Genomic DNA, 23810 nt, shown 5'->3' on the forward strand with positions numbered 1-23810 from the left:
GACTGCGCGGCTTCCGGGCGGCGGTCTTGCTCCGGGGTGTGACGGGGCTTACGTTCTCCTCCTACGCACCGCGTCTACGGGCGTAGAGGCTCATCGACGCCGCGCCGAAGGAGCTGCTCATGACCGTCGTACGCGCCGCCCTCGTCCAGGCGACCTGGACCGGCGACACCGAATCCATGATCGCCAAGCACGAGGAGCACGCCCGTGAGGCGGCCCGCCGGGGCGCCCGGGTGATCGGCTTCCAGGAGGTGTTCAACGCCCCCTACTTCTGCCAGGTCCAGGAGCCCGAGCACTACCGCTGGGCCGAACGCGTCCCGGACGGCCCCACCGTCACGCGGATGCGGGAGCTCGCCCGCGAGACCGGCATGGTGATCGTCGTCCCGGTCTTCGAGGTCGAGGCAGAGGGCTTCTACTACAACACCGCCGCCGTCGTCGACGCGGACGGCAGCTACCTCGGCAAGTACCGCAAGCACCACATCCCGCAGGTCAAGGGATTCTGGGAGAAGTACTACTTCCGCCCGGGGAACGCCGGCTGGCCGGTCTTCGACACCGCCGTCGGCAAGGTCGGCGTCTACATCTGCTACGACCGCCACTTCCCCGAGGGCTGGCGCCAACTCGGGCTCAACGGAGCCCAGTTGGTCTACAACCCGTCGGCCACCCACCGCGGCCTCTCGTCCTACCTGTGGCAGCTGGAGCAGCCCGCCGCCGCCGTCGCCAACGAGTACTTCGTCGCCGCCATCAACCGCGTCGGCGTCGAGGAGTACGGCGACAACGACTTCTACGGCACCAGCTACTTCGTCGACCCGCGCGGCCGCTTCGTCGGCGACGTCGCCTCCGACAAGGAGGAGGAACTCGTCGTCCGCGACCTCGACTTCGGCCTCATCGAAGAGGTGCGGCAGCAGTGGGCGTTCTACCGGGACCGCCGCCCCGACGCGTACGACGGGCTGGTCCGGCCGTGAACAGCCTGTACGCCCGCCACCGTTCCGTCCTGCCCGACTGGCTCGCCCTCTACTACCGGGAGCCGATCGAGATCACCCACGGAGAGGGCCGCCACGTCTGGGACGCCCAGGGCCGCCGCTACCTCGACTTCTTCGGCGGCATCCTCACCACCATGACCGCCCACGCCCTCCCCGAGGTGACCAAGGCGATCGCCGAGCAGGCGGGCCGGATCGTCCACTCCTCCACCCTCTACCTCAACCGGCCGATGGTGGAGCTCGCCGAACGGATCGCCACCCTCTCCGGCATCCCCGACGCCCGGGTCTTCTTCACCACCTCCGGCACCGAGGCCAACGACACGGCCCTGCTCCTCGCCACCGCCCACCGCGGCTCGAACCAGATCCTGGCGATGCGCAACAGCTACCACGGCCGCTCCTTCTCCACCGTCGGCGTCACCGGCAACCGCTCCTGGTCGCCCACCGGCCTCTCCCCGCTCCAGACCCTCTACGTGCACGGCGCGGTCCGCGGCCGCGGCCCCTTCGCGGGCCTCGACGACGAGCGCTTCACCGCGGCCGCCGTCGCCGACCTGGAAGACCTCCTCGGCCACACCCACGGCGCCGCCGCCCTCATCGCCGAACCCATCCAGGGCGTCGGCGGCTTCACCTCCCCGCCCGACGGCCTGTACGCCGCCTTCCGCCGCGTCCTCGACCGCCACGGCGTCCTCTGGATCTCCGACGAGGTCCAGACCGGCTGGGGCCGCACCGGCGAGCACTTCTGGGGCTGGCAGGCGCACGGCCAGGCGGGTCCGCCCGACATGCTCACCTTCGCCAAGGGCATCGGCAACGGCATGTCCATCGGCGGGGTCGTCGCCCGCGCCGAGATCATGAACTGCCTCGACGCCAACTCCATCTCCACCTTCGGCGGTTCCCCCGTCACCATGGCCGCCGGCCTCGCCAACCTCGGTCATCTCCTCGACCACGACCTCCAGGGCAACGCCCGGCGCGTCGGCGGCCTCCTCATCGAGCGGATCCGGGCCGCCGCGGCCGGGGTCGACCTGGTCCGCGAGGTCCGCGGCCGGGGCCTCATGATCGGCATCGAGCTCGCCGACCCCGTCACCGGCGCGGCCGTCCCCGACGCCGCCTCCGCCGTCCTGGAGAAGGCCCGCGAGAACGGCCTCCTCATCGGCAAGGGCGGCGGCCACGACACGAGCTGCCTGCGCGTCGCGCCCCCGCTCTCCCTCACCGTCGCCGAGGCGGAGGAAGGCGCCGCCCTCCTCGAACAGGCCCTCCGATCCCTCTAGTCGACAGGGGAGCACTCCCATGAGCACCCGAACCCTGATCCGGGGCGGCCTCGTCGTCACCGCCTCCGACGAACTCCACGCCGACGTCCTCGTCGAGGACGGCCGCGTCGCCCTGCTCGCCGCCCACGGCTCCGAGGCGGCGGCCGGGCTGACCGCCGACCGCGTCCTCGACGCCACCGGCCTCTACGTCATCCCGGGCGGTGTCGACGCGCACACGCACATGGAGCTCCCCTTCGGCGGCACGTCCGCGTCGGACACGTTCGAGACGGGGACGCGGGCCGCGGCGTGGGGCGGGACGACGACGATCGTCGACTTCGCGGTGCAGGCGCAGGGCGAGTCGCTGCAGGCCGGCCTGAACGCGTGGATGGAGAAGGCGAACGGGAACTGCGCGATCGACTACGCCTTCCACATGATCATGTCGGACGTGAACGAGTCGACGCTCAAGGAGATGCCGAAGCTCGTCGAGCACGGCGTTCCCTCCTTCAAGCTGTTCATGGCGTATCCGGGCGTCTTCTACTCGGACGACGGTCAGATCCTGCGGGCGATGCAGGTGGCCGCCGAGACCGGCGGGCTGATCATGATGCACGCGGAGAACGGCATCGCGATCGACGTCCTCGTGGAGCAGGCGCTGGCCCGGGGCGAGACTGATCCCCGCTACCACGGGGAGGTCCGCAAGGCGCTCCTGGAGGCGGAGGCCACCCACCGCGCGATCCAGCTCGCCCGGGTCGCGGGCTCCCCGCTGTACGTCGTGCACGTGTCGGCGCGGGAGGCGGTGGCCGAGCTGGCGGCGGCCCGGGACATGGGGCTTCCGGTCTTCGGCGAGACCTGCCCGCAGTACCTGTTCCTGTCCACGGACAACCTGGCGGAGCCGGACTTCGAGGGCGCCAAGTACGTGTGCTCGACCCCGCTGCGGCCGAAGGAGCACCAGGCGGCGCTGTGGCGGGGACTGCGGACGAACGACCTCCAGGTGGTGTCGACGGACCACTGCCCGTTCTGCTTCACCGGGCAGAAGGAGCTGGGGCGAGGGGACTTCTCGAAGATCCCCAACGGCCTGCCGGGCGTGGAGAACCGCATGGACCTCCTCCACCAGGCCGTCGTCGACGGGCACATCACCCGCCGCCGCTGGATCGAGATCGCCTGCGCCGCGCCGGCGAGGATGTTCGGCATCTACCCGCAGAAGGGCACCATCGCCCCCGGCGCGGACGCGGACATCGTCCTCTACGACCCGCACGCCACCCAGGTGCTGTCGGCCGAGACGCACCACATGAACGTCGACTACTCGGCGTACGAGGGGAAGACGGTGACCGGTCGGGTCGAGACCGTCCTCTCGCGGGGCGAGGTCGTCCTCGACCGGCGGAAGTACGTGGGGCGCGCGGGGCACGGGGTCTTCGTGCCGCGCGGCCTCTGCCAGTACCTGGGCTGAGCGGCCCGGGGTCCCGTCGCACCGACTCGAACTTGGAGGCCCCGAAGTGGACTTCGGACTCGTCCTGCAGACCGACCCGCCCGCCTCGCAGGTCGTCGGCCTGATGCGCCGGGCGGAGCGCAACGGCTTCCGCTACGGCTGGACCTTCGACTCCGCCGTGCTCTGGCAGGAGCCGTTCGTCATCTACAGCCAGATCCTCGAACACACCACCAAGCTCCACGTCGGCCCGATGGTCACCAACCCGGGTACCCGTACGTGGGAGGTCACCGCCTCCACCTTCGCCACCCTGAACGACATGTTCGGCAACCGGACCGTGTGCGGCATCGGCCGGGGCGACTCCGCCATGCGCGTCGCCGGACGCAGGCCGAACACCCTCGCCCGCCTGGGCGAGGCCATCGAGGTCATCCGCGACCTGGCGGAGGGCAGGGAGGCGCGGGTCGACGGCAACGCGATCCGCATCCCGTGGGTGAAGAACGGCAGGCTGCCGGTGTGGATGGCGGCGTACGGCCCCAAGGCCCTCGCCCTCGCCGGGCAGAAGGCCGACGGCTTCATCCTCCAGCTCGCCGACCCCTTCCTGACCGAGTGGATGGTCAAGGCCGTCCGGCAGGCCGCCACCGACGCCGGTCGCGACCCCGACGCCCTCACGATCTGCGTCGCCGCTCCCGCCTACGTGACCGCCGACGACTCGCCCGAGGCCCTCGCCCACGCCCGGGACCAGTGCCGCTGGTTCGGCGGCATGGTCGGCAACCACGTCGCCGACCTCGTCGCCAAGTACGGCGAGCACTCCTCGATGGTGCCGGAGGCGCTCACCGCGTACATCAAGGACCGGCAGGGCTACGACTACTCCCACCACGGGCGCGCCGACAACCCCGACACCGCGTTCGTCCCCGACGAGATCGTCGACCGCTTCTGTCTCCTCGGCCCAGCCGAGGCCCACGTCGAGAAGCTGCGCCGGCTGGCGGAACTCGGGGTCGACCAGTTCGCCGTCTACGCGATGCACGACCACCGCGAGGGCACCATCGACGCCTACGGCAGCGAGATCATTCCCGCCCTGCGTTGACTCGGGCGGCGGCTGCGTCCCGCACGCTGCGCGGGCGCATGTCGGTCCAGACCTCGGCGATGTGGTCGAGGCATTCCGCCTTGGTGCCCGTCTTTCCGCCGTCCGTCCAGCCCGGCGGGATCTCCCGGTCCTCCGGCCAGATCGAATACTGCTCCTCGTGATTCAGGACCACCCGGTAGATCGTGTCATCCATGCTGTGCCTTCATCCTCGATGAACTCCGACTGCGCCCTACGGTGATCGAAACGGCGGCGCCGCGTCAACCTCTCCCGGAAATGCGGATGGGGCAGGACGCCGGTCCCGCGGAACGAGGGAAAGGGCGCACAGGGGGAGTACCGCGACGGACGGAATCCGTGGATCCGGATATTCCGTCCGCGTCCGGAAGTCGCCCGCCGGATGGTGCGCGACACCGGACGGTCCCCCGAGCGTCTGATCGTGTGGGCTCGACGATCCCACCCGACCGCGACCCTCGGAGTGACGCGGATCACAGTGGAGGTGTGGCGCGAACGCGCCACCGCCCGGGCGGAGGTCCGCGTCGTCGAGGGCGGACGCTTCCCTCTCGTCGCCCACCCCCTGTATTTCCTGGAGCATATGCAGGGCATTCTCGGGATCGCCTCGGTGGAATCGGAAGCGATCTGACAGATTTTCGGCCACATGTTTCATCCTGCCGGAACACGGGAAGTCAAGCGCTTTCCACCGGGTATGCGCCGGATGTCTGATCCCTCCTTCTCCGTGTGAATTACCGGTGGTGGACCGGCGGACGTCGGCGAATTCCCCCTTGCGTCACGCCGGTCGTCTGAACAAGACTGCGGCCGAGACCAAGATCGTGGTGGCCGGACTTCGCGCGTTCCCTTCGAACGCCGTTCCCGGCGAATCGATCTTGTTCGGTGCCGGCTTATGGGGGAATTCGTTGAGCGGCCTTTTCCGCGCCACCGGGGCGCACTGCGATGTCCGTGCGGGGAACGGTTCCACGGGAGCGGCACGGCCGCGTCGGCGCCCGGGCGCGCCCGGGGCGTGAGCACCATGGGATTCGTCGAGGAAGAGATCGCCCGGTACTGGTCCGAGCTGCTCGGCGTCACCGCCGTGGCACCGCGATCCCGCTTCGCCCGGCTCGGCGGAGCCGCGGACACCGCCGCCCGGCTCTCCGACCGCGTCGACGAGGAGCTCGGCGTCCGCGTCCCGGCCGAGGACCTCCTCGGCGCGGACACCCTGGAGGCGATGGGCGCGCTCGTCCGCGCCGCCATGGAGGCCCCCGGGAACGGCCCGTCCCCCGGCGCGGAACCCGCCGTCACCGGCCCCCGCCCCGGCTCCCGCGACGAACGGCCGGTGCTCTCCTTCGGCCAGCAGCGCCTCTGGTTCATGCAGCAGCTCGACCCCGGAACCACCCTCTACAACGTCCCGACCGTGCTCCACCTGAACGGCCCGCTCGACCGGACCGCGCTCGGTGCCGCGCTCGACGCGCTGGTGGCCCGGCACGAGGTGCTCCGCACCACCTACGCCGCCCCCGGAGGCCGCCCGTACCAGGTGGTGGCGCCCCCGGCGCTCGTACCCCTGCCGTACACCGACGTCTCCGGGCACCCCGAGCCCGCCGCCGAGGCCGGGCGGCTCGCGGACGAGGAGGCCCGGTGGGTGTTCGACCTGGCCGCCGCCCCGCCGCTCCGCGCCCGACTGCTGCGGGTCGCCGACCGGGAGCACCGGCTCGTCCTGACTTTCCATCACATCGCCGTCGACGGCTGGTCACTGGAGATCCTCCACCGGGAACTCGGCGCCCTGTACGGAGCGGCCACCGGGCGGACGCCGACGCCACCCGAACCCGGCCTCCAGTACGCCGACTTCGCGGCCTGGCAGCGGGCCCGACTGGACGGCCCGGTCCTCGACGACCTCGTCGGCCACTGGCGCGCCGTCCTCGGCGACGACCCGCAGGCCCTCGCCGTCCCCACCGACCGGCCCCGCCCCGCCACGCGCGGCTTCCGCGGCGCGGTCGCCCGCCATGAACTCGGACCCGAACTCGTCGGCCGCTTACGCGACTTCTGCCGGAGCGAACGCGTCACCCCCTACATGGCGGCGCTCGCCGGCTTCGACGCGCTGCTCGGCGGCTGGTCCGGCGCGCGGGACATCACCGTCGGCACCCCCGTCGCCGGGCGCACCCGGCCCGAGCTGGAACACCTCGTCGGCTGCCTGATCAACATGGTGCCGGTCCGCGTCCGGCTCGACGGCGCCGCCTCCTTCCGCGCGCTCGCCGCCGCCGTCCGCACCGCGGTGCTCGACGCCTCCGCCCACCAGGACCTGCCCTTCGACAAGCTCGTCGAGGCCCTGGTGAACCGCCGCACCCGCGACCTCCTGCCGGTCTTCCGCATCATGTTCAGCTTCCTGAGGGAGCGGGAGAACCCCCGCTTCCCCGGCCTCGACTCCTGCGTCGTGGACCTCACCGGCCCCGAGGACACCGCCAAGTACGACCTCAGCCTCTACGTCGAGGAACGCGGCGACCGGCTCGCCCTCACCCTCGAGTACGACACCGACCTGTTCGCGCCGGACACCCCGGCCGCCCTGCTCGCCGCCTACGAGCGGACGCTGCACGAAGCGATCGCTTCCCCCGACAGGCCCCTGGCGGACCTGCCGACGGTCCGGCCCGGCGCGCCCGGCACCGAGAGGAGCCCCCACCGTGACCTCTGACGGACGCGCCACCGACGAGCCGGGCACCCTGCACGCCCGCTTCGCGCGGCAGGCCGCCGCACGCGGCGACGCCGTCGCCGTCACCGCCGGCGCCGACCGGCTCACCTACCGCGCCCTCGACCGGGAGGCCAACCGGCTCGCCCACCACCTCCGGGCCCTCGGCGTCGGCCCCGAAGCCCGCGTCGCCGTCCGCCTGGAGCGGACCGCGCACCTGATCACCGCCCTCCTCGCGGTGGTCAAGGCCGGCGGCGCCTACGTGCCGCTCGACCCCTCCGCCCCCGACGAGCGCCTCGCCCGCACCCTCGCCGACGCCGGAGCGGACGTCCTCCTCACCGACACCGCCGACCGCGACCTCGGCGCCCGGCACACCGTCGTCACCGGCCCCGGCGGCACCGACCTCACCGACCACCCGGACACCCCGCCCGCCGACCCCGGCACCGGCCCCGCGAACCTCGCGTACGTCATCTACACCAGCGGCTCGACCGGCACCCCCAAGGGCGTCATGGTCGAGCACCGCCAGGTGCTCGCCCTGCTGGACGGCACCCGCGAACGGTTCGGCTTCGGCCCGGACGACGTGTGGACCCTCTTCGCCTCCGCCGCCTTCGACGTCTCCGTCTGGGAGATGTGGGGAGCGCTGCTCCACGGCGGCCGGCTGGTCGTCGTCCCCGACGACGTGCGCCGCGCCCCCGAGGAGTTCCACGCGCTGCTGCACCGCGAGCGCGTCACCGTCCTCAACCAGACGCCCGCCGCCTTCCGGCAACTCGTCCGGTACGAGGAGGAACACCCGGCCGCCCCCGCGCTCGGCCTCCGCCTCGTCGTCTTCGCCGGCGAGGCGCTGCCCCCGGCCATGCTGGGCCCCTGGACCGCACGCCACGGCGATGGCGCGCCGCTCCTGGTGAACATGTACGGGATCACCGAGACCACCGTGCACTCCACCTACCGCCGGATGACCGCCGCCGACGTCGCCACCACGGCCAGCATGATCGGCGCCGCCCTCGACGGCTGGACGCTGCGGGTCCTCGACGAGCGCGGCGAACCGGTCCCCGACGGCGAGCCGGGCGAGCTGTACGTCGGCGGCGCGGGCGTCGCCCGCGGCTACCTCGGCCGGCCCGCCCTCACCGCCGAGCGCTTCCTGCCCGACCCCGACGCCACGGTCCCCGGGGCCCGCCGCTACCGCTCGGGCGACAGCGCCCGGCGCACCCGCGACGGCGACCACGCCTACCTGGGCCGCCTCGACCACCAGGTCAAGATCCGGGGCCACCGCGTCGAACTCGGCGAGATCGAGACCGCCCTCGCCCGGCACCCCGCCGTCCGCGAGGCCGTCGCCGCCGTCGACCGGGACACCGCGGGCGACCCCCGCCTGGTGGCCTACTGGGTGCCCGCCGCCGGCGCGCCGGCCGGCCCGTCCGAGCTCCGCGACCACCTGCGGCGCACCCTGCCCCCGTACATGCTGCCCAACGTGTACGTGGCCCTCGACCGGCTGCCGCTCACCGTCAACGGCAAGGTCGACCGGCGCGCCCTGCCCGCCCCCGAGGCCGTCCGCCCCGACCTCGACGCGGACTTCGCGGCCCCCGCCACCCCCGCCGAGAAGGCCCTCGCCGACATCTGGGCCGAGGTGCTCTCCGTCGACCGGGTCGGCCTCGACGACGACTTCTTCGAACTCGGCGGGCACTCCATGCTCGCCACCCAGGCCGTGGCCCTCACCCGGGAACGCCTCGGCCTCCCCGCGACCCTGCGCCTGATCTTCGACGCCCCGACCCTCCGGGAGTTCGCCGGGGCGCTCGACACCACGGCCACCGCCGCCCCCACCGAGCACGGGGAGAACGACGCATGACCACCGAAACGGATCCGCCGCTGCCCGAGCAGTCCGTCGCCGTCATCGGGATGAGCGGACGCTTTCCCGGCGCCGCCGACGTCGACGAGCTGTGGCGCCTGGTCGTCGACGGACGCGAGGGCGGCACCACCTACACCGACGAGGAACTCGCCGCCGCCGGTGTCCCCGAGCGGCTCCTCGCCGACCCCGCCTACGTGAGGTCCGGCTTCCCCCTCGACGGCTTCGACCGCTTCGACGCCGCCTTCTTCGGCGTCACCGCCGCCGAGGCCGAACTCATGGACCCGCAGCACCGCCTGCTCCTGGAGACCGCCTGGCACGCCCTCGAACGGGCCGGCTACGCCCCCGACGCCGTCCCCGGACGCGTCGGCGTCTTCGCCGGAACCTCCGGTAGCACCTACCTCCTGGAGCGGGTCGCCCCCGGCCGCGGCGGCTCCGACCGGGTCTCCGACGCGCTGCAGCGGGCCATCGGCAACGACCCCGGCATGCTCGCCCTGCGCGTCTCCCACAAGCTCGGGCTGACCGGACCCAGCCTCACCGTGCAGAGCGCCTGCTCCTCCTCGCTGGTCGCCGTCCACCTCGCCGTGCAGTCCCTGCTCACCCGTGAGTCCGACACCGCCCTGGCGGGCGGCGTCGCCGTGCGCGCCCTGGAGCCCGCCGGCTACCCGTACGAGGAGGGCGCCATCCTCGCCGCGGACGGCCACTGCCGGCCCTTCGACGCCGACGCCACCGGCACCGTCTCGGGCGACGGCGTCGCCGTCGTGGTCCTCAAGCGCCTGGAGGGCGCGGTCGCCGACGGCGACCACATCCACGCCGTCATCCGCGGCACCGCCGTCAACAACGACGGCTCCGAGAAGATCGGCTTCACCGCGCCCTCCGCGCGCGGCCAGGCCGAGGTCGTCGGCGAGGCCCTCGCGGTCGCCGGGGTCGAGCCCGCCACCATCGACTACGTCGAGGCCCACGGCACCGCCACCCCGCTCGGCGACCCCATCGAGGTCCAGGCGCTCACCGAGGCGTTCGGCCCCGGCCTCCCGCCCGGATCGGTCCACCTCGGCTCCGTCAAGTCCAACGTCGGCCACCTCGACGCGGCCGCCGGCGTCACCGGCCTCGTCAAGGCCGCCCTCGCCCTGGAACACCGCTTCATCCCGCCGACCGCGCACTTCCGCACCCCCCACCCCGAACTCGGCCTGGACCGGACCCCGTTCCGCGTCGACGCCGAGGGAGTGCCGTGGCCCGCGCGCGACCATCCGCCACGCGCCGGCGTCAGCGCCTTCGGCATCGGCGGCACCAACGCCCACGTCGTCCTCGAAGCGGCGCCGGCCACCGGTCGCCGGGAGGACGCCCCCGAGGACGCCCCCGAGGACTGGCAGGTCCTGCCGCTGTCCGCGCGCTCGCCCGAGGCCCTGGACGCCGCCGCCGCCGACCTCGCCCGCGCGCTCACCACCGACACCGCCACCCCCGCCGGCACCGTCGGCCGGGCCGCCCTCGCCGACGTGGCGCACACCCTTCAGCGGGGCCGTACCGCCTTCCCCCACCGCCGCGCCGTCGTCGCCGCCGACCGGGCCGCAGCGGTGGCCGCCCTGGAACGGCCGGCCGCGCGGACGGCCCCCGTCGGCCCCGACGACGCACCGCCCGCCGTCGTCTTCCTCCTCCCCGGCCAGGGCAGCCAGTTCCCCGGCATGGGCGCGGAACTCCACCGCACCGAACCGGTCTTCCGCGAGGCCTTCGACCGCTGCGCGACGCTGCTGCTGCCCCACCTCGGCCAGGACATCCGGGACCTCGCCTTCGCCGCCGACGGCGAGGAGTCCCGCGCGCGGCTCCGGCAGACCCTCGTCACCCAGCCGACCGTCTTCAGCCTCGATTACGCGCTCGCCCGGCTCCTGATGTCCTGGGGCGTCACCCCCTCGGCCATGACCGGCCACAGCCTCGGCGAACTCGTCGCCGCCACCCTGGCCGGCGTGTTCACCCTGGAGGACGCGCTGCGCGTCGTCGCCCGGCGGGCCCGCCTGATGCAGGACCTGGCCCCGGGCCGGATGCTGTCCGTGCTCCTCGACGAGGCCGAGCTGGAGAAGGTCCTCGACGGCCGCGCCGCCGTCGCCGCCGTCAACGCGCCCGGCTCCTGCGTCGTCGCCGGCACCCCCGAGGAGGTCGAGGCGGCCCGCCGCCTCCTGGAGGAGCGGGGCGTCTCCGTCCGCGACCTGACGACCTCGCACGCCTTCCACACCGACCTGGTCGAACCCGCGCTCCCCGGCCTCGCCGAGGTGCTCCGCGAAGTCACCCTGAACCGCCCCGCCCTCCCCTTCCTGTCCAATGTGACCGGCACGTGGATCACCGACGAGCAGGCCACCGACCCCGACTACTGGGTCGCCCACACCCGCCGCCCGGTCCGCTTCTCCGACGGCGTCGCCGCCCTCGCCGACCTCGGCCCCGCCGTCCTCGTCGAGGTCGGCCCCGGCAGCCAGCTCACCGGCCTGGTCCGGGCGCACCCCGGCACCGGCCCGGCCGTCACGCTGCTGCGCCGCCCGCGCGCCGGGGAACCGGCCGCCGAGGCCCGTACCGTCCGGGAAGGCCTCGGCGAACTCTGGCGCCACGGCGTCCCGGTGACGTGGAGCGCCCTCCACGGGGCCGCCCCGCGCCGTCGCGTCCCCCTGCCCGGCTACCCCTTCGAGCGCCGCGCCCACCTGCTGCCCCGGCCCGAGGCCGCCGCCGGCCCCGCCCGCAAGGGCGTCGACCGCTGGACGTACGCCCCCGTCTGGCACCCCGCACCGGCCGCGCCGGCCGGCCAGGACCCCGCGACCGTGCCCCTCGCCTGGCTCGTCCTCGCCGACCGGCGGGGCCTCACCGACGCGCTCACCGGCGGCCTCCGCGACCGGGGGCACACCGTCGTCACCGTACGGCGCGCCGCCGCCTACGCCCGCCCTGCCGAGGACGCCTTCGAGGCCGACCCCGCGGACCCCGGGCACCTCGGCCGGATCGTCGCCGAACTGCGCCGGGACGGACGCCTGCCCGACCGGATCGTGCACGCCTGGAGCGTCACCGACGCGCCCGCCGGCCCCGGCGCGGACGCGGGGACCGAGGCCGACGCGGCGGACCGCCACGCCACCGCCCTCGACGCCGGCTTCCACACCCTCGTCACGCTCGCCCAGGCCCTCGGAGAGACGGGCGAGGACCGGCCGGTCCGCATCGACGTCCTCACCGACGAACTCCAGGACGCCCACGGCACACCCGTACGGAACCCGGAACGGGCCACCCTGTACGGGGCGGTCACCGTCCTGCCCCAGGAGTACGGATGGCTGAACTGCCGCTCCGTCGACGTCACTGTGCCGGGCGACACCGGCGGCCGCGACCGGCTCACCGCGCGGCTGCTCACCGAACTGACCTCCCCGCAGCGGGAGCCGCTCGTCGCCCACCGCGGCCCGCACCGGCTGCGCCGGGCCTTCGCCCCCGTCCCCCTGGAGGCGGTGGCCCCGGCCGCCGCCTGGGAGCCGGGCGCCGGGTACCTGCTCACCGGCGCCTCGGGCGACGCGGGCCTCGCCTTCGCCGAGGAGCTCGCCGGGGCCGGCGCACGGCTCCTGCTCGTCGGCGACCCGGACTTCCCCGCCAGGGACGCCTGGGACGCGTGGCGGGCCGGCCGTGCCGGGGACGACGAGCGGACACGCGGCCGGGTCGACCGCCTCGCCGCGCTGCTCGCCGCCCACCCCGGCGACCTCGCCTACCGCGTCGCCGACCTGGCCGACCCGGACGACGCCCGCCGCACCGTCACGGCGGCCCGGGAGCACCTGGGCGCCGTCCGGGGCGTGCTGCACCTCGCCGACGCCCGCGGCTCCGGCCTCGTCGCCCTGAAGACCCGCGACGACTTCGCGGCCGTCCTCGCCGCCCGGGTGCGGTCCACCCTGCTGCTCGACGCGCTGCTGCGCACCGACGACCCGGCCTTCTTCCTCGTCGGCTCCTCCACCACCGGGATCGTCGGCGGCTTCGGCCAGGCCGAGAACACCGCGGCCGCCGCCTTCCTCGACGCTTTCGCCCCCGCGCGCGCCGCCACCGGCCGCCCCACCGTGACCGTCGACTTCACCCAGTGGGAGTGGGACGACTGGTTCGAGCGGCAGATGGCCGGCCTGCCCGAGGTGCGGGACCTGTACGAGCGGATCCGGCGCGAGCAGGGCATCCCGGCCGGCGACGGCCTCGCCGCCGCCCGGGCCGCGCTCGGCGGCGGACTGCCCCAGGTCGTCGTCTGCCCGGTCGACTTCCAGGACATCCTCGCCGACCAGGTCGGCCTGACCGCCTCCTCGTTCACCGCCTCCCTCGGCGCCTCCCGGGACCCATCGGGCGACGACGACTGGGACCCCGCCACCGTGTGGCCCGACGACGAACTCGCCCAGTCCGTCGCCCGTGTGTGGCGCGACATGCTCGGCGTCTCGCCCATCGGCCCCGACGACGACTTCTACGACCTGGGCGGCAACTCGCTCTTCGCCATCCAGATCGTGGGCCGGCTGCGCCGCGCCCACGGCGACTTCCCGATGAGCGCCGTCTTCGAGGCGCCGACGGTCGGCGGACTCGCGGCGGCCATCCGGGAGCACCAGGCGGAGGCGATCGGCCTCGACGAGTTCGAGGCGCTCCTGAGGGAAGTGGAGGGCCTCTCCGCCGCCGAGGCCGAGGCGTTCCTGAGGGGGGACCATGCCTGAGGCCACCGGCACCGCCAGGACCGGCGACACCCCGGAGCCGGCCGTACGCACCGGCACGCCCGCGGACGAGGCGACGGCCGAGCGGCTCAAGGCGCGGCTCTCCTCCCTCTCCCCGAGCCAGCGCGCCGTCCTCGAACAGTCCCTGCGCCGCCGGAACGCCAAGGCCCCGCAGGCGCTCGGCACCACGCCCCGCGCCGCCGGGACCCCGGCGGCCGCGCCCCGCAGGACCCGGCGGCCCGGCAGCACCATGGAGTTCAGCCTCTTCTTCTTCTCCGGGGACGGCAGCGCCGAGGGGCCGGGCAAGTACCGGCTGCTCCTCGACAGCGCCCGCTACGCCGACGCCCACGGCTTCGCCGGGATCTGGGTCCCCGAGCGCCACTTCGTCGACTTCGGCGGGCTCTACCCCAACCCCTCCGTGCTCGCCGCCGCGCTCGCCATGGTCACCGAACGCCTGCAGATCCGCGCGGGCAGCGCGGTGCTGCCGCTCCACCACCCGGTCCGGGTGGCCGAGGAGTGGGCGGTCGTCGACAACCTGAGCGGCGGCCGGGTCGCCGTCTCCGCCGCCTCCGGCTGGCATCCGGACGACTTCCTCCTCGCACCGGGCGACGGCGCGCTGCGCCACGAGCGGCGCAAGGAGGAGATGTTCGAGGCCATCGACACCGTCCAGCGGCTCTGGGCGGGCGAGACCGTCTCGCTGCCCCGCGCCGACGGCACCCCGCAGCCCGTCCGCACCCTGCCCCGGCCGCTCCAGCCCCGGCTGCCGATGTGGGTGTCGGCGCAGGGCAGCGTCGAGACCTTCGTCCGCGCCGGCGCGATCGGCGCCCACGTGCTGACCGGGCTCGTCGCCCAGCGCCCCGCCGACCTCAAGGACAAGATCGGCGCCTACCGGGCGGCCCGCGCCGAGGCCGGTCACGACCCGGCGGCCGGCACCGTGACCGCGATGGTCCACACGTTCCTCGCGGCCCGCGTCGACGAGGCCAAGGAGGTCGTACGGGCGCCGCTCACCGCGTACCTGAAGTCCTTCCTCGCCCAGCAGGACAGCTTCGACAGCGAGTTCGCCACGCTCAGCGACGCCGAGCGGGACGCCATGCTCGCCGCCACCTTCGAACGCTACTTCGACGGCCTCGCGCTGCTCGGCACCCCCGACACCTGCGAGTCCCTCATCGAGGACCTGGTGGACATCGGCGTCGACGAGGTCGCCTGCCTGGTCGACTTCGGCCTCGACCCCGACCGGGTCCTCGCCGGCCTCGACCACCTCACCGTCCTCAAGGACCGCTACCGGCCCGCGCCGGAGGGGGAGCACCCGTGACCGACCTGTCCGCCCGGCTCGCCGGGCTCACCCCGGCGCAGCGCGCCCTGCTCGACCGCCGCCTGCGCGAGCGCACCCGGACGCCCGACACCCTGACCAGGATCCCGAGACGGCGTCGGGCGGACCGCGTCCCGCTCACCGTCGACCAGGAACGCATCTGGCTCATCCACCAGTTCGACCCCACGGACCCCGTCTACAACGTCTACTTCGCCTCCCGGCTGCGCGGCGCCCTCGACACGGACGCCGTCCAGCGGGCCGTGGACGCCTTCGTCGCCCGCCACGAGGCGATGCGCACCACCTTCGAGCAGGACGGCCTCGCGCCCGTCCAGGTCGTGCACGACACCATGAAGGTCACCGTCCGCCACCACGACCTGCGCTCCGTGCCGGCCGAGGACCGCGAGGCCGAACTCCTGCGCCGGGCCACCGAGCAGCTGCGCACCGCCTTCGACCTCGTCCACGGGCCGCTGCTGCGGATCGACCTGCTTCGCCTCGACGAGCGCGAGCACGTCCTCGTCGGCACCGTCGACCACCTGGTCTGGGACCGCCAGTCGATGGGGATCTTCAACGCCGAGTTCACCGCGCTCTACTCGGCGTTCGCCACCGGCCGCGAACCGGACCTCCCCCCGGTCGAGGTGCACTACCCGGACTACGCGGAGTGGCAGCCCGAGTGGCTCCGCGAGGAGGTGCGGCGCAAGCACCTGCCGTACTGGCGCGACCGGTTGGAGGGCGCCGAACTCGTCCTGGAGCTGCCCACCGACCGGCCCCGGCCGCCGCTGCAGACCTTCAACGGCGCACGCTACCGCTTCACCCTGTCCACCGCCCTCACCCAGGCGGTCCGCGACCTCGCCAAGCGCGAGGAGGTCACGGTCAACATCGCGCTGCTCGCCGCCTGGCAGCTGCTCCTCCACCGGCTCACCGGACAGGAGGACATCGTGGTCGGCACCACCTCCTCCACCCGCAGCCGGCCCGAGACCGAGCCGATGGTCGGCTACTTCCTCACCATGCTGCCGCTGCGCACCCGGGTGCGCCCGGAGATGACGGTCGCCGAACTCCTCCAGGCCACCCGGACCACCATGATGGGCGCCTTCGACCACCACGACATCCCGTTCGGCACCCTGCTCGACGAGCTCGACGTCCCCCGCGACCCCAGCCGCACGCCCGTCTACCAGACCTCCTTCATCCTCGTGGACTTCCACCACGAGGAGGAGACCGCCATGGCCGGCGTGGAGGTCGAGGAGCTGCTGCTCGACAACCTGACCGCCAAGGACGACGTGACCCTCGGGTTCTTCGACGACCCCATGCTGGGGGACGGCCGGTTCGTCGGCCTGTTCGAGTACAACTCCGACCTGTTCACCGAGGACACCATGGCCCGGATGAGCCGCCAGGTGACCCGGATCCTGGAGCAGATGACCGCCGACCCCGGCCAAGGCGTGCACGAGCTGTCGCTGCTCGGCCCGGAGGACGCCGAGCGGCTCCTCGTCGAGTGGAACCGCACCGAGGCCGCCCGCGAACCCGGCCTCCGCCTGGAGGAGCTGATCCGCCGCCGGGCCGAGGCCGACCCCGGCGCCGTCGCCGTCTCCTCGGGCGACGAGCGGCTCACGTACGCCGAACTCGTCGGCCGCGCCGGCCGGCTCGCCCACCACCTGCGCCACCGGGGCGTCACGGCCGGAACGGTCGTCGGCGTCTGCCTGGAACGCGGGACCGACCTCGTCGTCGCCCTCCTCGGCGTCCTCATGGCCGAAGGCGCCTACCTGCCGCTGGACCCCGGCCACCCGCCGCGGCGGCTCGCCGACACCGTCACCGACGCGGGCGCCGCGCTCGTCGTCACCCGGTCCGCCCACCTCGACGCGCTCGCCGGCTGCCCCGGCGGCCGCGTCGCCCTCGACACCGACGCCGCGGCGATCGCCGCCGCACCGGCCGCGCCCCCGGCCCCGGCCGGTGACGACGGCCGCCTCGCCTACGTCATCTACACCTCCGGCTCCACCGGCCGCCCCAAGGGCGTCGAGATCACCCACCGCAACCTCGTCAACCTCCTCCTCGCCATGACCGCCGAGACCGGCCTCGGCCCCGGTGACGTCCTCGCCGCCGTCACCCCGGTCACCTTCGACATCGCGGGCCTGGAGCTGTGGGGGCCGCTCGTCACCGGAGCCCGGGCGCACGTCGTCCGCAAGGACGAGGCGGTGGACGGCCGCAGGCTCGCCGCCCTGCTCGACGAGACCGGCACCACCGTCATGCAGGCCACCCCGGCCACCTGGCAGCTGCTCACCGAGGCCGGCTGGCCCGGCGACGTCCGCCTCCGGGCCCTCGTCGGCGGCGAGGCCGTCCCGCCCGCCCTGGCCGAACGGCTCGCCTCCACCACCGGCCGCGCCTGGAACGTGTACGGGCCCACCGAGACGACCGTCTGGTCCACCGCGCACCGCCTGGAGCCCGGCGCCGGCACCGTCTCCATCGGCCGCCCCCTCGACAACACCCGGGTGTACGTCCTCGACGAGCGGCTGCGCCCCGTCCCCGTCGGCGTCCCCGGCCACCTGTACCTCGGCGGCGACGGCGTCGCCCGCGGCTACCGCCACCGGCCCGCCCTCACCGCCGAACGCTTCCTCCCCGACCCCTTCGCCCCCCGCCCCGGCGCCCGCATGTACGCCACCGGCGACACGGTCCGGCTCCGCGAGGACGGCACCCTCGTCTTCCTCGGGCGCGGCGACGGCCAGGTCAAGCTCCGCGGCTTCCGCATCGAGACCGGCGAGATCGAGGCCCGCCTGGAGGAGCACCCCGCGGTCCGCCGCGCGGCCGTCCTGGTCCGCGAGGACCGCCCCGGCGACCGGCGGCTCGTCGGCTACGTGGAGAGCCCCGACGAGGCCCTGCGCGCCGAGGACCTGCGCACCCACCTCCGCGACCGGCTCCCCGACTACATGGTCCCCGCGGCGCTCGTCCGCGTCGACGCCTTCCCGCTCGGCACCAGCGGCAAGATCGACCGGCGGGCCCTGCCCGCCCCCGCCGCCGACCGCGAGGACACCGCCTACGCACCGCCCCGCGACGCCGTCGAGCTGGAGGTCGCCCACATCTGGGAGGACGTCCTCGGCGTCCGCCCCATCGGCCTGCACGACCGCTTCTTCGACCTCGGCGGACACTCCCTGCTCGTGCTGCGCCTCATGGCCGAGATCGAGCGGCGGTTCGGGCGGCAGCTGCCGATGGCCGCCATCTTCCAGGGCGCCACCGTGGAACGCTTCGCCCGCATGCTCCGCGAGGGCTACCGGGAGGAGACCGGCGTCCACCTGGTCGAGCTCGGCTCCGGCGGCAGCGGCACCCCCGTCTACTTCGCCCACCCGGCCGGCAGCGAGGTCGTCTGCTACATGCCGTTCGCCGGGCTCGTCGGCCCCGACCGCCCGCTGTACGCGCTCGCCTCCCCGCCCGCCGTCGACGGCACGCTGCCCTTCGCCACCTTCCGGGAACGCGCCGCCGCCTACGCCGAGCTGATCCGCGCCCACCAGCCGGAAGGCCCCTACGCGCTGGTCGGCTGGTGCTACGGCGGTTCCAACGCCTACGCCGTCGCCCACGAACTGGAGCGCACCGGTGCCGAGGTCTCCGTCGTCATGATCGACAGCCACGCCCCCGCCGAGGTCCCCGAGGGCGAGGAACCCGACCGGGCGGAGATCGTCGAGGCCGTCGCCGCCAACCTCCAGTGGGACTACGGCGACCGGCTCAAGACCGCCGCCGAACTGCGCGCCATGACGCCCGAGGAGCACCTCGACTACCTCCTCGGCATCGCCCGCGCCGCCGACTACCTGCCGCCGGACGCCGGCCGCGACCAGATCGCCGACGTCCTCGGCCTGTGGGTCGCCAACCTGCGGCTGCTGTGGAACCACCGGCCCGAACCGCTGCGGGGCAGGGTCACCCTGGTCCGCGCCGCCGACGAGGAGTACGACATCACCAGCACCTGGCACGCCCTGCACGGCGAGCACCTCGACGTCCGAGCCGTCCGCGGCAACCACTACACCGTCATGCGCGCACCGCACGTCGAGGCCGTGGCCGAGGTCGTCAACGAGGTGATCGCGCCGTGATCGAGCTCCTCAAGGACGGCACCTACCTCCGGTACTGGCTCGCCGTCGTCGCCTCCTTCCTCGGCGACGCCATCACCAAGATCACCCTGATCTACGTGGTCGCCACCGGAACCGACCGGCCCGTGCTCTTCGTGTCGCTGGTCGTCATCGCCCAACTGCTGCCCTCCGGGGTCCTCGGCGCGTTCGTCGGCCCGCTCGCCGACCGGTTCCCCGCCCGGGGCCTGCTCGTCGGCTCCGACCTGGCCCGGGTGGCCATCGCCCTCGCCATGATCGCCGTGCGCGACTCGGCCTGGCTGCTCATCCTGCTCACCGTCCTCAGCGGCGTCGGCAAGGCCTTCTTCGAGACCGCCCGCATCACCGCCATCCCGAAGATCGTCGGCGGCCACAGCATCCCGACCGCCGTCGCCCTCTTCCAGTCCACCAACCACACCATCAACCTCGTCGGACCGGCGCTCGGCGGCCTGCTCCTCGCGTTCGGGAACGTGACCGCCATCTTCGTCCTCGACGCGGCGACCTTCGCGGTCTCCGCGGTCCTGCTGGGCAGCATGGCCGTCCTCCGCGAGGTCCCCGCCCCCGGCGCCGCCGGGAACCGCGAACCGTACTGGCGGGCCCTGCGCACCGGCGTCCGCGGCGTGCTCCAGGTGCCCAGCCTCCGCTTCCTCGCCGTGTTCCTCGTCCCCGTGATGCTGGTGCTCGGCCTCTTCACCACCAACCTCAACACCCAGCTCCTCAACGTCTTCGGCCTGGACGCCCTCCCGTACGGCTTCGCGCACGCCCTCTTCGGCGGCGGCGCGATCCTCGGCGCCCTGGTGGGACCCGGCCTGGTGCGCCGCCACTCCGACCGGTGGCTGCTCGTGGTGTCGATCCTGCTGTTCGGCCTGTCGCTCGTCCTGCTCGCGCCCGCCGGAGCCCTCCACGACCGGATCGGCCTCGGCCCCGTCCTGGCCTGGTGCCTGCTGGCCGGCCTCGGCTCGGGACTCTTCCAGGTCCCGGTCGCCCACACGCTCCTGCGCGACCTGCCCGAGGAACTGCGCGGCCGGGGCGTCGGCCTCGCCAACGCGCTCATGGTCAACTTCACGGTGCTCGGCGTCCTCGCCGGCGGACTGCTCGCCGGAGCCATCGGCACCGCCGAGTCGATCATCGCCTCCGGAGCGGTGCTGCTCGTCGCCGGCGCGGCCCTCGCCGTCCCGCGCCGCCCCGCCGCCGCGCCGGACAGCGGCGACCCGGCGGCCGACAGCAGCGGATCGAAGGTGTCCCCGTGACGACGGAACAGCTCGCCCACCGCTCCCCGGACCGGCCCGGGGACCGGGTCGCCGACGGGCCCGCGGAGACGGTCCTGCCGCTCACCCCGGCCCAGCGGCGCCTGTGGGCCCTGGCCCACCTGCGCCCCGGCGACCCCTTCTTCAGCATCCCCTTCGCCGTCACCGCCGAAGGACCGCTGGACACCGCGGCGCTCCGGCGCGCCCTGGACGAACTCCTGCGCCGCCACGAGGCCCTCCGCGTCCGGATCACCCACCACGGCGGCGAACCGGCCCAGACGGTCACCGCCCCCGCGCCCCTCCCGCTGCCGCTCGTCGACTGCGCCGGCAGCACGGAGACCGCCGACGCGCGGGCCGAGGCCTTCGCCCGCGTCCCCTTCGACCTCGACGGCGGCCCCCTGATCCGGGCCGAGCTGCTCCGGATCGACGACCGGACCCACCGCCTGCTCGTCGGCGTGCACCACATCGTCTTCGACGGCAGCTCCCTGGAGATCCTCACCGCCGAACTCGCCGCACTGTACGAGGCGTTCGCCCGCGGACTGCCCTCCCCGCTGCCCGCCCCCGCCGTCCCGTACACCGCCTTCCTCGCCCGGCGGACGGAGGCCGACGAGCGGACCGGACCGGACCGCCTGCGCCACTGGACCGCGCGGCTCGCCGGCGCGCCCGAGGTGCTCGAACTGCCCCTCGACCGACCCCGGCCCGTCCACGGCGACCACCGGAGCGCCCGCCGCACCACCGTCGTCCCCCACGAGGTCGTCGAGCCGCTCCGGCGCCTCGCGCGCACCCGCCGGTCCACCCTCTTCACGGTCCTCAAGGCCGCCTTCGACGTCGCCCTCGGCACCTACGGCGGCCACGACGTGCTCACCGGCATGGCCGTCTCCGGCCGCGACACCAGCGACAGCGCCGGCGTCGTCGGCTACCTCGCCCGGCCCGTCGTCCTGCGCGCCGACCTCTCCGACGACCCCGTCTTCACCGACCTCCTCGCCCGGGTCCGCGGCGACGTCCTCGACGCCCACGACCACGCCGACCTGCCCTTCGACGAGGTGATCGACGCCCTCGGGCTCACCCGCGACCCCAGCCACCACCCGCTCTACCAGGTCATGTTCAGCCACCAGCGGGCCTCGACCCCGGCCGAGGCGGCCGGCGTCCGGCTCACCACGGCCGAACTGCGGCTGCCCACCATGAAGACCGACCTCGCCGTCGACACCCTCGAAACCGACGCCGGCCTGCTCGTCCTGGTCGACCACCGCACCGACCTCTTCGACGCCGCCACCGCCGACCGCCTCCTCGACCGGCTGCGCACCGTCCTCACCCGCGTCGCCGCCGACCCGGACGCCCGTGTCACGGCGCTCCGCGCCCCCGACCGGGCCGAACTCCACCGCCTCGTCGAGGAGTGGAACCCGGACCGCGACGAACCCGCCGACACCACCTGCCTGCACGCCCTGGTCGAGGAGCAGACCGCCCGCACCCCGGACGCGGTCGCCGTCGACACGGCCGCCGGACCCTGGACCTACCGCGAGCTCGACACCGCGGCCACCGGCCTCGCGCACCGCCTCCGGGAGCTCGGCGTGACGCCCGAGACGCCCGTCGGCGTCTGCGCCACCCCCACGCCGCAGCTCGTGGCGGCGCTCCTCGGCGTCCTCAAGGCGGGCGGCGTCTGCGTCCCGCTCGATCCGGCGCTGCCCGCGTACCGGCTGCGCACGACGATCGACGACCTCGGCATCGGGACCGTCGTCACCGACCGCCGGGCCGCGTCGCTCTTCGACCGCAACCGCCTCACGGTGGTGGACGCCGAGCGGACGGCCGGGGCCGCGGCGCCGGGCGACGGCACCACCCCGCCGGTCCGTACGGACGTGACCGCGCACCACGCCGCCTGGATCCTGCACACCGCCGGCACCGAGGGGGAGCCCCGGCCCGTCGTCGCCGAGCACCGCACCCTCGTCGGCAGGCTCCGCTGGATCCACCGGTCGCTCCCCGAGGGCGCACCGCCCGTGACGGCCCCGGCGGCCGCACCCGGCTCGTACGCCTCCGTGCTCGAACTGTTCGCCCCGCTCACCGGGGGCGGCCGGCTCGTCCTCGGCGGCTCCGGCACCCCCACGCTGCACGTCACCACCCCGGAGGCGCCGGGGGAGCAGCGGTCCGGCACCGTGCTCACCGGCGGCGCGCTCCTCGTCCCCGAGGCCGTGCGCGAGACGCACGGGGCCGGGGCCGGGCGGATCCTGCACGCCTACGCCGCGGCGGAGACCGCAGGACCCGCGCTCGGCGGCCCGGCCGTCCCCGGCGAGCCCGTCACCCTCGGCGTGCCCGCCGGCTGCACCGCGTACGTCCTCGACCCGCACGGCTCGCCGGTCCCGCCCGGAGCGACCGGCGAACTGCACATCGGCGGCCCGGCCGTCACCCGCGGCTACGCCGGCGACCCCCGGCGGACCGCCGAGCGCTACCGGCCCGACCCCTTCGGCAGCGTGCCCGGCGGGCGCCTGTACGCCACCGGCGACCTGGCGCGGCACGACGCCGAAGGGCGGCTCGTGTACGAGGGGCGGGCCGCCGACCGGATCCACGTCCGGGGCGTCCGGGTGTCCCCGAAGGACCTGGAGGCGGCACTGCTCGCGCACCCCGCCGTGGCCCGGGCCGTCGCGTTCCCCGCCGGGGACGGCACGCTCGCGGCCGCGGTGTCCCCCCGGCCGGGCGCCGCCCCCGACGAGCGGACGTTCCGCACGTACCTGCGGGAACGGCTCCCCGGCGCCCTCCAGCCCGACCGGCTCGCGGTCCTGCCGCGGCTCCCGCTGCTGCCCGCCGGCACACCGGACCGCACGGCCGTCGCCCGGGCCCTCGCGGAGGCGGCGGCGCGGCCGGCGGAGGAGCGGCCGCCGAGCGAGACCGAGCGGATCGTCGCGGAGGCCTGGCGGCACGTCCTCGGGCGCACCGTCGGCACCGGCGACAACTTCTTCGACGCCGGCGGCAACTCGCTCCTGCTGATCCGGCTCCGCGAACGGCTGGAGGACGGAGTGGGGCGCCCGGTCCGGGTCGTCGACCTGTTCCGGCACTCCACCGTGCGGGCCATGGCCGCCTTCCTCGCCGCGCCCGACGGCCCGGACGGCGTCCCGGCCGACAGCCCGGCCGGGGAAGCGGACGGGGGAGCGGACGGCACCGGCACGGCCCCCGGCACCGGCTCCGGCACGACCCCCGGATCCGGCAACGGCACCGGCGCGGGGGACCGGGCGCGGGCCCGCCGGGAGGCGCTGCGCGCCCGCGGCCGGGCGCGCAGGCACACGAACTGACTG

Annotated in this window: 13 protein-coding genes; 12 read left to right on the forward strand and 1 reads right to left on the reverse strand. The window is 74.6% G+C overall.

Going from position 1 to position 23810, the window contains the following annotated elements:
- Window positions 1–119: 119 nt before the first annotated feature.
- From ACFZCF_RS20165 to ACFZCF_RS20180, 4 genes are read left to right on the forward strand one after another with little or no spacing between them, the layout of a single operon-like run.
- A complete protein-coding gene (locus ACFZCF_RS20165; protein WP_388445241.1) occupies window positions 120–959 on the forward strand; it encodes a nitrilase-related carbon-nitrogen hydrolase in 840 nt (279 codons plus the stop codon).
- A complete protein-coding gene (locus ACFZCF_RS20170; RefSeq protein WP_391287753.1) occupies window positions 956–2236 on the forward strand; it encodes an aminotransferase class III-fold pyridoxal phosphate-dependent enzyme in 1281 nt (426 codons plus the stop codon). The genes ACFZCF_RS20165 and ACFZCF_RS20170 overlap by 4 nt, the downstream gene beginning before the upstream one ends.
- Before the next feature lie 19 nt (window positions 2237–2255).
- A complete protein-coding gene (gene hydA / locus ACFZCF_RS20175) occupies window positions 2256–3659 on the forward strand; it encodes a dihydropyrimidinase (protein ID WP_391287755.1) in 1404 nt (467 codons plus the stop codon).
- Window positions 3660–3705: 46 nt separating this feature from the next.
- Window positions 3706–4719: a TIGR03842 family LLM class F420-dependent oxidoreductase gene (locus tag ACFZCF_RS20180; protein ID WP_388445249.1), complete on the forward strand. Its 1014-nt coding sequence runs from the start codon at window positions 3706–3708 to the stop codon at window positions 4717–4719.
- Here the strand turns inward: ACFZCF_RS20180 and ACFZCF_RS20185 are convergent.
- A complete protein-coding gene (locus tag ACFZCF_RS20185) occupies window positions 4700–4912 on the reverse strand; it encodes an MbtH family NRPS accessory protein (RefSeq protein WP_391287758.1) in 213 nt (70 codons plus the stop codon). The two genes, ACFZCF_RS20180 and ACFZCF_RS20185, sit on opposite strands and share 20 nt — an antisense overlap.
- Before the next feature lie 201 nt (window positions 4913–5113).
- Here ACFZCF_RS20185 and ACFZCF_RS20190 point away from each other — a divergent pair, with 201 nt between their 5' ends.
- The 8 genes from ACFZCF_RS20190 to ACFZCF_RS20225 all read left to right on the forward strand — a co-directional run bounded on the left by ACFZCF_RS20190 (window position 5114) and on the right by ACFZCF_RS20225 (window position 23807).
- Entirely contained in the window at window positions 5114–5356 is a 243-nt protein-coding gene (locus tag ACFZCF_RS20190) for a hypothetical protein (protein ID WP_391287759.1), read from the forward strand.
- A gap of 384 nt (window positions 5357–5740) precedes the next feature.
- Window positions 5741–7390 (forward strand): condensation domain-containing protein, encoded by a 1650-nt coding sequence (locus ACFZCF_RS20195; protein WP_391288234.1) that lies wholly within the window; start codon window positions 5741–5743, stop codon window positions 7388–7390.
- Window positions 7380–9224, forward strand: coding sequence for an amino acid adenylation domain-containing protein (locus ACFZCF_RS20200; protein ID WP_391287761.1), 1845 nt, complete (start codon window positions 7380–7382; stop codon window positions 9222–9224). Before ACFZCF_RS20195 ends, ACFZCF_RS20200 begins: the two co-directional genes overlap by 11 nt.
- Window positions 9221–13903: a beta-ketoacyl synthase N-terminal-like domain-containing protein gene (locus tag ACFZCF_RS20205; protein WP_391287763.1), complete on the forward strand. Its 4683-nt coding sequence runs from the start codon at window positions 9221–9223 to the stop codon at window positions 13901–13903. The genes ACFZCF_RS20200 and ACFZCF_RS20205 overlap by 4 nt, the downstream gene beginning before the upstream one ends.
- Complete coding sequence (locus tag ACFZCF_RS20210; protein WP_391287765.1) at window positions 13896–15212, forward strand: MupA/Atu3671 family FMN-dependent luciferase-like monooxygenase; 1317 nt, start codon at window positions 13896–13898, stop codon at window positions 15210–15212. The genes ACFZCF_RS20205 and ACFZCF_RS20210 overlap by 8 nt, the downstream gene beginning before the upstream one ends.
- A complete protein-coding gene (locus ACFZCF_RS20215) occupies window positions 15209–19270 on the forward strand; it encodes an amino acid adenylation domain-containing protein (RefSeq protein ID WP_391287767.1) in 4062 nt (1353 codons plus the stop codon). Before ACFZCF_RS20210 ends, ACFZCF_RS20215 begins: the two co-directional genes overlap by 4 nt.
- Window positions 19267–20532, forward strand: a complete 1266-nt coding sequence (locus ACFZCF_RS20220) for an MFS transporter (RefSeq protein ID WP_388445268.1) — start codon at window positions 19267–19269, stop codon at window positions 20530–20532. The genes ACFZCF_RS20215 and ACFZCF_RS20220 overlap by 4 nt, the downstream gene beginning before the upstream one ends.
- Window positions 20529–23807 (forward strand): condensation domain-containing protein, encoded by a 3279-nt coding sequence (locus ACFZCF_RS20225; protein ID WP_391287770.1) that lies wholly within the window; start codon window positions 20529–20531, stop codon window positions 23805–23807. The genes ACFZCF_RS20220 and ACFZCF_RS20225 overlap by 4 nt, the downstream gene beginning before the upstream one ends.
- The last annotated feature ends 3 nt before the right edge of the window (window positions 23808–23810 follow it).

The organism is Streptomyces sp. NPDC007945 (assembly GCF_042958885.1).
GTDB lineage: Bacteria > Actinomycetota > Actinomycetes > Streptomycetales > Streptomycetaceae > Streptomyces.

Excerpts from the sequence above, each read along its gene's own strand:
- ACFZCF_RS20195 (WP_391288234.1), top strand. The coding sequence starts at position 5,741 with ATGGGATTCGTCGAGGAAGAGATCGCCCGGTACTGGTCCGAGCTGCTC.
- ACFZCF_RS20210 (WP_391287765.1), top strand. The coding sequence starts at position 13,896 with ATGCCTGAGGCCACCGGCACCGCCAGGACCGGCGACACCCCGGAGCCG.
- ACFZCF_RS20205 (WP_391287763.1), top strand. The coding sequence starts at position 9,221 with ATGACCACCGAAACGGATCCGCCGCTGCCCGAGCAGTCCGTCGCCGTC.
- hydA (WP_391287755.1), top strand. The coding sequence starts at position 2,256 with ATGAGCACCCGAACCCTGATCCGGGGCGGCCTCGTCGTCACCGCCTCC.
- ACFZCF_RS20165 (WP_388445241.1), top strand. The coding sequence starts at position 120 with ATGACCGTCGTACGCGCCGCCCTCGTCCAGGCGACCTGGACCGGCGAC.
- ACFZCF_RS20185 (WP_391287758.1), bottom strand. The coding sequence starts at position 4,912 with ATGGATGACACGATCTACCGGGTGGTCCTGAATCACGAGGAGCAGTAT.
- ACFZCF_RS20190 (WP_391287759.1), top strand. The coding sequence starts at position 5,114 with ATGGTGCGCGACACCGGACGGTCCCCCGAGCGTCTGATCGTGTGGGCT.